The organism is Cylindrospermopsis raciborskii Cr2010, assembly GCF_003367075.2.
Classification (GTDB): domain Bacteria; phylum Cyanobacteriota; class Cyanobacteriia; order Cyanobacteriales; family Nostocaceae; genus Raphidiopsis; species Raphidiopsis raciborskii.
Window position 1 is genome coordinate 1859697 of the sequence record NZ_CP065936.1, and the last position, 11842, is coordinate 1871538.

At 42.3% G+C, this 11842-nt stretch carries 9 protein-coding genes and 1 pseudogene; 3 read left to right on the top strand and 7 right to left on the bottom strand.

Annotated features, from left to right (window positions below):
- Together C6N34_RS08495 and C6N34_RS08500 are read right to left on the bottom strand one after the other, a co-directional pair.
- Positions 1–537, bottom strand: a complete 537-nt coding sequence (locus tag C6N34_RS08495) for a hypothetical protein (RefSeq protein WP_071242350.1) — start codon at positions 535–537, stop codon at positions 1–3.
- On the bottom strand, positions 534–1616 hold the full coding sequence (locus C6N34_RS08500) for an AAA family ATPase (protein ID WP_096546035.1): 1083 nt from the start codon (positions 1614–1616) through the stop codon (positions 534–536). The genes C6N34_RS08495 and C6N34_RS08500 overlap by 4 nt, the downstream gene beginning before the upstream one ends.
- A 291-nt stretch (positions 1617–1907) precedes the next feature.
- Here C6N34_RS08500 and C6N34_RS17195 point away from each other — a divergent pair.
- A pseudogene (locus C6N34_RS17195) lies at positions 1908–2001 on the top strand (IS200/IS605 family transposase); the annotation flags it as partial.
- Between the two features lie 49 nt (positions 2002–2050).
- On the opposite strand, the gene C6N34_RS08505 reads toward C6N34_RS17195, so the two are convergent.
- From C6N34_RS08505 to C6N34_RS08520, 4 genes are read right to left on the bottom strand one after another with little or no spacing between them, the layout of a single operon-like run.
- A complete protein-coding gene (locus C6N34_RS08505; RefSeq protein ID WP_006277876.1) occupies positions 2051–2446 on the bottom strand; it encodes a hypothetical protein in 396 nt (131 codons plus the stop codon).
- A complete protein-coding gene (locus C6N34_RS08510) occupies positions 2443–2817 on the bottom strand; it encodes a DUF433 domain-containing protein (RefSeq protein WP_006277877.1) in 375 nt (124 codons plus the stop codon). The genes C6N34_RS08505 and C6N34_RS08510 overlap by 4 nt, the downstream gene beginning before the upstream one ends.
- Before the next feature lie 43 nt (positions 2818–2860).
- The gene (gene brxC, locus C6N34_RS08515) at positions 2861–6361 is read right to left on the bottom strand and encodes a BREX system P-loop protein BrxC (RefSeq protein ID WP_115538370.1); all 3501 of its coding nucleotides are present in this window, start codon (positions 6359–6361) and stop codon (positions 2861–2863) included.
- 9 nt (positions 6362–6370) lie between these two features.
- Positions 6371–6982 (bottom strand): DUF1788 domain-containing protein, encoded by a 612-nt coding sequence (locus tag C6N34_RS08520; protein WP_096546041.1) that lies wholly within the window; start codon positions 6980–6982, stop codon positions 6371–6373.
- Between the two features lie 328 nt (positions 6983–7310).
- Here C6N34_RS08520 and C6N34_RS08525 point away from each other — a divergent pair, with 328 nt between their 5' ends.
- Entirely contained in the window at positions 7311–8639 is a 1329-nt protein-coding gene (locus C6N34_RS08525) for a TldD/PmbA family protein (protein WP_115538369.1), read from the top strand.
- 19 nt (positions 8640–8658) lie between these two features.
- Entirely contained in the window at positions 8659–11262 is a 2604-nt protein-coding gene (locus C6N34_RS08530) for a chloride channel protein (protein WP_115538368.1), read from the top strand.
- Between the two features lie 11 nt (positions 11263–11273).
- On the opposite strand, the gene C6N34_RS08535 is transcribed toward C6N34_RS08530, so the two are convergent.
- On the bottom strand, positions 11274–11495 hold the full coding sequence (locus tag C6N34_RS08535) for a hypothetical protein (protein ID WP_115538367.1): 222 nt from the start codon (positions 11493–11495) through the stop codon (positions 11274–11276).
- Positions 11496–11842: the final 347 nt, after the last annotated feature.

The following is an 11842-nucleotide window of genomic DNA, read 5'->3' on the forward strand; positions in this document are numbered from 1 at the left end:
TTAATTTTCTCTCCTTTCAGTGCTTTGATTTAGGCGTGTGACGGGCCACCCGGGGAAAGTTTCGTTCCATGTCTCCAAATTGAACACTTGACAATTTTCTACTAATTGTCGTCTCCATCGCGGCACAGTCTTACCCATAGGAGGGATCACCTTTCTTATTTCATCTGAAAAATTATCCAGTAATACTGCATCATCCAATGTTATAATATTGAGGTAGTCCACTGGTTTGTGAATCTTTTCTTCCGCCCAGCGATACAAGAATGAATCAACAAATTTGTTTGCAAAAGTCCTGCTGAGACTCCCATTTTTCAATTCTTCCCAAAACTTTTCCAACCCCTTTACCTGTGCTTTTGGGTTGCCAGGATCTTTAATCTCGACAAACACGATGCGCGTTTCAAACTCAACCACGAAATCAACACGGTACATTTCGGCTACACCATGATAGTCTGGGAGTGTTTTATCCTTCATTTGATCAAAAATTAGTGCCTCTATTGCATCAGTAAAGTCAATTTCCAAATCTCCCTCTCTCACTTTCATTTGCCTAAATCCCCCATTTTTAGGTTTGCCTGTTGTTTGATAAGGTCGCTAAAGGTGTCGGCAATGGCATTTGGTGACATGCCTATGTAGTTATCTACACTATCTAGTTTGATGGTTCCAGATTCATCGTCACGGTAAAGAGTATGAAACAGAATATGATCCCCTTTACTCTTGTCCATAAGTAAGTCAAACCACTTAAGTAGGACGTAATCATGGGTTGCCAGAATAATTTGCTGTCCATTGCGTGATAGCTCTAGCAAAATGGTAACGAGACTTTTCATTAGTTTAGGATTCATGTTTGATTCGGGCTCATCCCACAACAGCAAACCACTAACACCGGGTTGAAGCGCTCCCGTTTCTAACAGACGGTAAAGCATTCCAACTTTGCAAATACCCTCAGCTATAGAGTTAGCGGAGTATTCAGAATCCTCGGTTCTGAAGGTGACTTTGCCTCCTCCATAAAAAATGAATCGACCACCGCAGATGGCTTTCAGCTCTTCCATGGCCCATTTGGATTTTTCGTGCAGGTTTTCTGGACGAATTTGGGGAAGGTCTAACAACAGGCAAATATCTTGATAGGTCTGGTCAAAGGAGACTTGGTACATCTGGTACAAACTGTTAAATCCTTCCATAAAGGAGAGGACTTCTTTGGTGGGAAAGAAAACTGGTTTGGATTGGTATTGTTCCCAGCTATTTCTATCCTTGATCTTGATTTCCAAGGATTTAGATCTGGTGCTAAAGCTAACAGCTATCTGTTGATCATGGGCAAAGTGGGCTTCTAATGTGGCTTTTGCACCTCCACCGTGGTGACGCATTTTGTTTAACTTAGCATCTAAAGGCAAAAATAGGCGTAAAAGCTCAGGGGTAAGGGCGGAAGCAAGTTCCTTAACAAGTTCTTTGTCACTAATATGGGAATTGTTTTTGAATAGGGGAGCCACACCACTGAGGAAATAAGCAGCTTTGAGCAGATGGGTTTTTCCTGTGCCATTTTTCCCGATGATCACGTTGATCTTAGGAGAAAAATCAATTTTCACTTCGGTGAAGGCCATGAAGTTTTTCAGTTCTAAATGTGTTATCATATTTATGTTATTTTGTACCCATATCTCTTAGTTTTTTCTCGACTCAGTGCTTTGATTTAGGCATGTGATGTACCACTTGGAATACACTTATGTATTTGTCTACACTATCTAGTTCGATGGTTCCAGATTCAGCCTTATTGTGTAGGCTATGAAACTGTGTATAGTCCCTTTTACTGTTGTCTATAAGTAATTAAATGGAGAATTGGTACTTCTTGTCAATACCTCAGCCCAAAAAAGATTATGAAATGCTAGGACTGACCATTTAAAAAAAAAGATTTATTGGAAAGACTAGTATTATGGACCGGGGCTTATTTTGTAGCTAGTTGTGGAGGTGTCAGACCAACTTAAAAAATATGTAGAGAATCAAGATTCCCTTGAACATTAGTTGTGCTTGTCTTATAGCGTTATAATGGATCGCTCTAGCATTCGGCGCATTACGGGATGAAAATGCGTCTTGCGCCTTGATACTCTTCAATATCAACTACAATATCAACCAAACGATTAACGCAGCGATTGCGATAATCTGGCTCGGAAAGTAGTCGATCAATATTACCGATTGTAACGACGGGTAATGATGTGGGGGTATTTTCCTCCCGCATCACTTGCTCCAGGGAATCTTTGCCTTTCATGCTTCGGTTACCGGTGATCAGGATCATCTGATTGGCTTGAGCATACCGCCAAACAACGCGATCATCGCTCGTGACAGCTAAACCGACTTCTTCAAAGAGAATAAAACGAATCGATATCAAGTCAAGCCAACCACTCGCAGTAAAGCTCCCAGCGAGGACAACAGAATGCCCTCGTAGGTTATGATCAACTAAAAAATTCATACTCGTGATGCAAACTTGGCTTTTTCTGCTTGGAGTTTTGCCCGAATGGCTTCTGTACCTGGTTTTGGGGGCTTAGCCGCAATACGGGCAACTCGCTCACGATTTTGTTCTTCGTAATACTGTCTCAGTTCTTCGCCTTCCTTCAGGACAAGCTGATACTCTGCATCAACTTCTTCACGGTATGTTTCAATATAAGATAGTGCAGCATTTACCTGTCCATGGGTAAGATCGAGCATAGCACGGATAAACTTTGGTGGATAGTTTTCCGTTACGTAATCCATCACATCGTACAGGGTAATGCGAGTACCTGCGATCGTTAATCCTCGCTCTGTACGAATGATATCAGTTTTTCTATTAGATGCTGGGGTCATGGTCAAAGCCTCTTAATATGTGTGTTTACTAACTTGTATTTTATCATAGTTGTACTCTTCTCCCACTGCGAACTTCTGCCAATAATGCCTCCCGCATAACAGCTACATACTGCTCTACATCCGTTTCATCTGCCAGCCACTCTTTGTCGAAACTAAACTGGATGGAACGATGACTTACATACAGACTTTGTGTCTCTTGCCAATTCCCCACTAATCTTTTTTCTTGATTAGTATGGTATTGATTTGCCTTCTCTGCTACCACACCAGGCTGGGTACAAAAAACTATTTGCCGTAGCCTTTCGTATTCCTCTTGCTCAAAGTAGCTCTTTCTGTCACGGATTACAGCGATGAGCTTCTGGTTCTTGATAACCTTTATATATTCATCAAATGAGCTAGCAATCTCAGTTTGCTGACCAGAGCTAAGGACATGAAACTCAGCCGTAGCAACTAGTTTGCTTCGTAGTGATTCTATTATAGCTACAGCATCCTCAATTTCTCTATTTAACCGAGTAGTAATCTCTTCCCTCAGTTTAGTCACCAATTCCTTTAACTGCTGCATGCGATCGCCTCGGAAACAGTGAGGGTCAGCGAGTATTTCCCGCACCTTTTTCTCTTGAAGAGCATTCACTATCAAAAAGTTCGCTTCCTGCTCTTCAATAAACGCCTGGGCACAATCGAATATGTTTCGCTGTAAACCATTCAGAAATGTGCGAATCGGTTCAATAGTTTGTTCTTTCAGGTCAAGCAGCTCATCTTTTTGTTTGAGAAGGTCTGTAACATACCAGGCATAAGGTTTGCCCTTGATGTTTCTTAGTCTGGCGATCGCACTACTAAGTTTTTCTTTAAAGGGATAGTGTGAAGTAGAAAGGGCTTCAAGCCTATCAATTAAGTCGGAAATGGCGGTTGCGGTTTTTTGTCCCAGTAGTTTGGCATCTCCGCTGGGAGCTGGTTCGTTAAAAAAGTCAGTATATAGTTTCTTTAATGCCCGTACCTGGGAAGCAGTGAAATCTATTTGCGGTTCAAGAATGATGTTCATGTGGTCACGGGTGTTGGTTAGTGCTTTGAGTAGCTCATTACCATCCAATAGATTGCTGTCCCAGCGTACTTCCAGCTTACCTCGGGCACAAAGACTCGCTACATTGTGCAATAGGGCTGCATGATGCCAGCCATAAGGTTTACGTTCAAATTTGTCTATTAGCGTTTTTAGGGTTGTCCTTACTCCAAGATCTTTATTGCGCTGAATGGAAGCAAGCACCTCCTGCTCTGGTTCGGTGTCTTCACGAAGCTGTTCAGGTTTGTTTAGTGCCTCGGACAGATCTTTTTCCGTATAAACCATACCGCGCAGCATTTGTAAATTGGGATAGGTTTTGAGGATCAGATCCTCAAATCCCTTGAGGATGCGATTCTGGGGGTCATCTCCCCCTACTTCAATATAGCTGCCATTAAGGATGAGTTTTGATTTACTCAATAATGTGTGTACCCGTTGCTGGAGATCTGTGTAGCGTTGCCTATTCTGGGAATTCTTATCGGTGAGTATGCTTTTAACTGAATCCTTTTGGGTAATGGACACATTCTGGCTAATATATTTATCTGTCTGTTTGTACATGATAAGGTCGCGCATGAGTCTTTCCTCTGGTGGTATAATCACTACCAGTTCATCACGTCCCATGGACTGGGCGCGCAGGTTATCTTCATTCTCAGCATTTTCATTGAACGGGGAGATGATGTGTATTGTCAATTCACATTCCCGACTATAGAGACGATCATCTATCTTTTTACAAAAGGGATAATCCTGTGAGTTGGAGCGAATCTTTTTCAGCTTGAGGGTGTGATCGAAGACTAGCTTTTCTAACTCTTCAGCAACAGCTCTTTTGTCTACCTCCGTATTCTTAATCTCCTGTTCCACGTCTTTTTCTTCATCCGTTAGATACTCGTAGAGTTCCCCGTGGCGCTGGATGTAGGTTTCTTGCTCTAATAGGTTTAGTCCTTCCTCTACTCTCTTACGCAAGTCCGTGATATGGCAATTGAACCGATCAAACATCAACACACAGAGGTTGCGCTGTGTTGCCTTAAATTCTCTTACATATTTGACCAGGAACAGGGCTTTTAACAGCTGGATAGCAAAAGTGTTACGCAGGTGTCGCTCCGCCTGTAAAATGGCTTGCTGGATGCTGGATTTTAGTGCTGAACGGATACCTTCAAACATGAGGTCGAAGGTGGCAAGTTGACCTTCCTCATATTCACTAATCTGTATAGCAACTTGCTGAAAAACACCTAACATGGAACGCTCTCCAACAGAGCTGTGCTTGCCTTCAAACGCATTGTGAGCTGATAGATTTTGAATGGCAGCTTGGAAAAGGGGAAACTGGTAAGGTATAAAAGGATAGCTCTGGATAAAGTGATCCCGATCCTGAAAATTACGGTAGGTCTGGGATCCATCAACGAAATCAAAAAGGGTCTTAAAGTTATTCGCTTGGTCATCATATAATTTTGAGAGCACATTCTTGCCAATTTCATTTTTCATGAGCAGTCGCTTTTGAATGACTTCAGCAACATCTTGGCTGGTAAGTTTCATCCGGTTGGCAAACCGAGCTTGAATCTTGGAAAAATCGTTGGTTTGTTGGCGACTATCTTCTCCTAGTACTGAGTCCATATCTTCTTGGGCGGTAACCATAATCCAAGCGCGTCCCCTACACTTGGTAGCCAGGCTTTCTGCAACGGTTTGCAGGTTGGTCATTAATTTTACATTGTCGGCGATGTATTGCCCTACCTCATCTACGAAGAAGTTTAAGCGGAAGTTTTTCCCTTGTTGCTCCACATAGTCAAAAACCGCTTTAGCAAAGTCCTCAATAGAAACCTTGTATTGACTGCGATACTTGTCGAGAATTCCTTGACCTGCGATCGCATCGCCACCTACGGTTTGGCCATAGGCGATGGCAATGTTTTTGGACTCTAACAGGGCCTGCTCCCGACCTTCTTCCCAGGGTCGATGGGCCACTTCTTTGTATGCTGATTTAAAGCTTTCATATTGACCACGGCTATCTAAGTCCCGCTCAAATTGGGCAATGTAGCCATGTTTACCATAATAGCCGCACATCTCGTCAAATACTTTGACAAAGACAGCTAGGAGGGCATCTATTTCAGTCTTGCTAATTACATCAGCCTTTTGGTCAATGTTAAAGAGAATACTTTTTGATGGGATGGAGACAGCCTTTTTGAGGTCACCCCGGAGCATTTCATTTTCACCGCACTTGGGTAGGAAGGAATGTAGTACCGGTATCCCATCCACAGATCTATTTTCCAGTAGCAGTGCTAACATCTTGAGCAGGTGAGATTTACCAGAACCAAAGAAACCTGACACCCACACCCCATTGGCACCCTGGTAATTGTTGTAAGCATGAAGAAATTCCTCCAGTCGCTTCTCTATCTCGTTAGTGAGTACATATTCTTCAATTTCAATCCGTAGGCTTGCTTCGTCATCTGCTTTGATGACTCCTTCAATGGGGCGGTCAATTGGCTTCTGAAAAATAGTCTTTAAGGTCATGGTGTGGTCCTATGGTTCGTAATGGAAGATATTAAATGCTCGGTAGTATTTGTCATCCCGCAATCGCCCAAAGAGATCCAGGGATGCACCGGTTTCGAGGGAATGGGTGTAGGCCCCTGGGAAGAACATTACCGTGGGGCGGTCCTTGGCAGTGCTTTGGAGGTTGTTGAGAACGTTATGGGAGCGAATGTAAGGAAATACCTCACCCACCCCGGAAATAAACATAACGGCGAATTCCCTCTGGTCCATTTTTTCCGCAATAGCTGGTACAAGATGCTTTTCGGGATCAAGAACCCCTTGCAGTAGCTCCTTGAGTTGCTCTTTGGAAACTGAAGGCTCAATATCCAGAATTTGCTCCCACACTCCTCGCTTTTGTAAAAGCTCAATGGAAAGATTATACAAGTTAATTTCCAGCACGCCAAGCCCAGCTTGATTGAGGCTCTTGGTAAGTTGTTGCTGAATGTATTCCATTTCTACTGACTCTTCTGGTCTATAGGGACAGATAAAAAATGGCACTTCGTTTCCTAAACCCTGCTTTTTCAGAAAGCGATCGCCAGAAATAACTTTTAGCAGGTGCTGAAATCTCTCTTGTATTGGTTGTGTTTCTATATCTAGTGCCATAAACTTTATTCTCTTCTATATCTTTATTTCCAAACAAGGATGTGTTTAGGATTTTTTAAAAACTATTTCAACTGTGAGATCCTGCTTTTTGGGGAAGAAATTGCTAATTTTTTCCCCCGGTTTGATAAGCTGTTTGTAGGTGCAACACAAAAGTATGGACAATATTTGGACTAGCTCTAGATGGAGTCAGTAAGGCGACTTTGACTGCGCCAATTAGAGTACGCTTGTGGAACTTTCGGCATAACGAACCTCCGCACAAAAACGGTTCTAATGAATCCCCGTCTCTTTAGGGCGGGGAGAAGTCAACACATATCATGAATTAAGGAACATGGGTCCTGCAAACTTTTCCCACGATACACAAGCTGAACAGCTGCTGGAACTAGCCTTAAAATCCGGGGCCGAGGCCGCAGAAGTATATCAGTCCCGTTCACTTTCTCGTCCCGTGTTTTTTGAGGCTAATCGTCTTAAACAATTAGAAACTAGTCAATCCGAAGGTGCTGCACTCCGACTGTGGAAAAATGGGCGTCCAGGACTTACTGTGGCCTACGGTCCTTTAGACCCCCCAGGGATGGTAGAACGGGCCCTGGCCCTGAGTCAACTAAATGAACCAGAATCAGTAGAACTGGGAACCCATTCTCCCCAATCTTACCTTGATATAGGTATTTCCGTATCCGTAGAACAACTGATAAATTGGGGCAAAACTGCGATCGCTCAGGTACGTGATATCTATCCCGATGTTGTCTGTAATGGTGACTGGGAATGCGATGTGGAAAGTATTAGGTTAATTAATAGTCAGGGTCTAAACTGTGATTACAGTGACACTACTCTCAGTTGCTATATGTCCGCCGAATGGGTTAGAGGTGATGATTTTTTAAGCGTTGCTGATGGACAAACTCAACGCGGTCAACTTGACCCCCTAAAAGTGGCACATCAAATCCTTCAGCGATTAACCTGGGCTGAACAAAATGTTCCTACCCCCACCCGGCGATCGCCTATTTTGTTTACCTCTAAAGCTGCTGATATGCTTTGGGGAACTGTGCAGGCTGCCCTAAATGCTAAACAAGTGTGGGAAGGAGCTTCTCCCTGGTCTGATAGATTGGGCCAGTCAATTATGACACCTAATCTTACTATATATCAGGATCCTCAAGCAGGTCCCTATAGCTGTCCTTTTGATGATGAAGGCACCCCTACCCGATCTTTGATATTTGTTGATCAGGGGGTTTTACGCAACTTCTACAGCGATCGCACTACTGGTGGTCTCCTAGGTATGGGAACTACGGGTAATGGCTTTCGTCCAGGTCTAGGTAGCTACCCCGCTCCTGGTATGTTTAATTTTCTCATCCAACCCGGTGGAGAATCCCTGCTGGAGTTAATTAAATCTATGGATACGGGTTTAATTGTGGATCAAATGCTGGGTGGGAGCGGGGGAATTTCTGGAGATTTTGCTATTAATGTTGATTTGGGATATGTAGTGGAAAAAGGAGAAGTTATAGGTCGAGTTAAGGATACTATGGTTGCTGGTAATGTTTATACCGCACTCAAGCAGGTAGTTAAGATCGGTAGTGATGCTGATTGGAATGGTTCTTGTTATACTCCTTCTCTTGTAGTAGAAGGCCTTTCCATTATCGGTAAAAATGGAATAAATACAACCTATTAAAAAGTCTATATGTTGCTATATGTTGATTGTTGATCAACTCACTCAAAAGTTTCGTCAAATCTGGCGACCCAGAAAGGGTTTGGCGATCGCGGAGGCTTCTATTATTGGTATTGTAGCTGCTTTATCAGCTGTTTTACTCAAACAGAGTTCGGGATGGTTAGGAACATGGCGTATTCATAGTACCCATATTTTACCAGCTTGGTTAGTATTACCGTTGATTGGCATGGGGTTCGGGTTTTTTGCAGGTTGGTTAATCCAACGATTTGCTCCGGAAGCTGCTGGTAGTGGTATCCCCCAAGTGAAAGCCAGTTTAGGTAATGTTCCTATCAGGTTATCTTGGCAAGTGGCGGGGATTAAGTTAATTAGTACTATTTTTACCTTGGGATCGGGTTTAATCTTGGGGAGACAGGGACCGACTATACAGGTTGGTGCGGGTTTGGCTGCGGGGATGAGCCGTTTAGTACCCACATCTCCTGAACATCGTCGCCAAATGATTGCTGCAGGTGCGGGTGCGGGGTTATCTGCTGCTTTTAATGCTCCCATTACTGGAGTATTATTTATTATTGAGGAACTACTGAAGGACCTGTCGGAATTAACTCTGGGAACTGCTATTATTGCCTGTTTTATTGGGGGGGTAATTTCTAGATTGTTGGGTGGTGGAACTTTACAACTTAATCGAGAACTGGTTAACTATTCTGCTCAGTTTTACCTCCCAGAAATTCCCATTTTTCTGCTTTTAGGGGTAATTATTGGCCTATTCAGTGCTGTATTCCGTCATGGGCTAAGACTTAGTCTCAAAATTTATCAAAGATTCCATATCACTTTACCTTTACGGGTAGCTCTAGCAGGTCTACTTTCTGGGTTGATTGTGGCTTTGCTACCAGAATACTATCGAGATAATGCTGGTTTGAGAGAATACATGATTGCTAGTGAGCCTAATTTGCTATTAGCTACTATTACTTTCATTAGTCAGTTTATTCTCACCCTAATTGCTTTTGGTTCGGGTGCACCTGGGGGATTATTTGGCCCTAGCTTGATTTTAGGTTCTTGTTTGGGTCATATTATTGGTGTTTTTGAGGTGCAATTCTTGGGTTTTGGTTCCCTTAATACTTACGCTTTAGCAGGAATGGGTGGTTTCTTTAGTGCAGTTTCTAAGGTTCCTATTACTGCTATTGTCATTGTTTTTGAACTAACTACGGATTTTAATCTGGTATTGCCTTTAATGATTGTTGCTGTAACAGCCTATTTGGTTGCAGACTACTTTGTACCAGGTTCACTCTATGATGAATTACTGAAATTGAATGGGATTACCATTGAAAAAAATAGTCCTATTGAAGGTGTTTTAACTAAATTAAAAGCTGAAGATGTAATGCAAAAACGAGTAGAAACCTTAGATGTCCAGATGTCTATAAAAGAGGCTATTCAAGCTTTTTCTCGTTCTCATCATCGAGGGTTTCCAGTGGTAGATCAGAGTCAGTTAGTGGGAATTATTACCCAGTCAGATATTAAAAACATTTACCCGTTTCAGCATACTACTTTACGGGAAATTATGACACCGGGACCTATTACCGTGCAACCAGACCAAGGCTTAACGGAAGTTTTATACCTACTAAACCGTCACCAAATTAGTCGCTTACCGGTGGTAGAAAAACAAAAAATTCTTGGTATTATTACTCGTGGCGATATTATTAGAGCAGAAGCAGATAGCATTAACTGTAAAAATATCGCCTCTGGACCTCAACCAGAACCATCATATCTGGTATATCAAACGCGATCGCCTAGTACTGGAAGAGGTAGACTATTAGTTACCCTATCTAATCCAGATACAGCGGAAACTCTATTACAAATGGCTGCTACAATTGCTCAAGAACGCCATTATGAATTAGAATGCTTACAGATTATTTTAGTATCTCGTCATAGTTCTCCTTCTGAAACTAAGGTCAGAACAACAAAAAGCAGAAGAATACTTAGACAAGCCGAATCCCTAGCCAAAAAATGGCAAATTCCCATCCACACCCAAATACGGGTTGCTCATGATGTGGCCCAGGCCATTTTAGAAACCATTAAGGAACGACATATAGATTTAATTTTTATGGGTTGGAAGGGAAACACCTCCACACCAGGAAGAATTTTTGGTACGGTGGTAGACACGATTATTCGTCAAGCCACCTGTGATGTTGTTTTGGTCAAATTAAGTAGCTTGCATAATAAATCATACCTTGCTAATTTTCATCGATGGTTAGTACCCATGGCTGGAGGACCAAATGCACCCGTAGCTATTAAGTTATTACCAGCTTTAGTAAGCTTAGTAGAAAATCCAGAAATTCGCCTTACCCAGGTGGTCAAACCCTGGGAAAAGGAACCGGATATGCACGTTTTAGAGGAGTCTACTCGCCAACTAATTCGTAACCGAAACATCCATGGTCAAGTAATTGCTGCGTCTTTACAAGGTGAGTCGGTTAGTCAAGCAGTAATTGAACTGGTTAACACAGAAGGTTTCGACGTGGTGATTTTAGGTGCTTCCCGGGAGGGACTATTACAACAGGCAATCCACGGTAATATTCCTGAAACTATTGCCTCCGGTGTTAATAGTACAGTTATACTAGTTAGGGGAGAAATTTAGAGGTCACAGAATCAACGGTCATTGGTGTTAATTTTAGCCAACAGTTGGTTAGAAAGGAAAATTATCACTGCTAATAACACTAACTGAAGTTGCCAGGATGCTAAAAACAGGCTCACCACCAGGGTAACAGCTGTTAATATACCAGCAATATAAGCAATCTCCAGATTTTTTTTACTGAAAAAATAACCAGTTATACAAGCGGTAAGTACTGGAACTAGAAAAAACAAGGGCATTTTAATCACATCCTGAACTAAAACGCGAGGTTGAAATTGAAAAAATCAACCCGCACTGGAAATAAGAAGAAATTATATAATTGATTAACTTTCCTTTACAATAGCTGGGAACCTAAATATCTTAATTAGTTGACATTTGAATGATTTGTCAATAATTACCCGTTATTGTTTAAATTAATCCACATCTGGTCCGTGGGGGAGACTCAAAGCCCAAGTCGGTCAAACCCGACTGGTTAAGGTAGCTCCACAAGCTAGTCACGCCAACTGGTAATTCAGGGGAGGTTATGAGTATTCTGGTAAGACACATTGTGATTAATTAGTTTCTTTGCTAACTCGTGGGTCTTCCC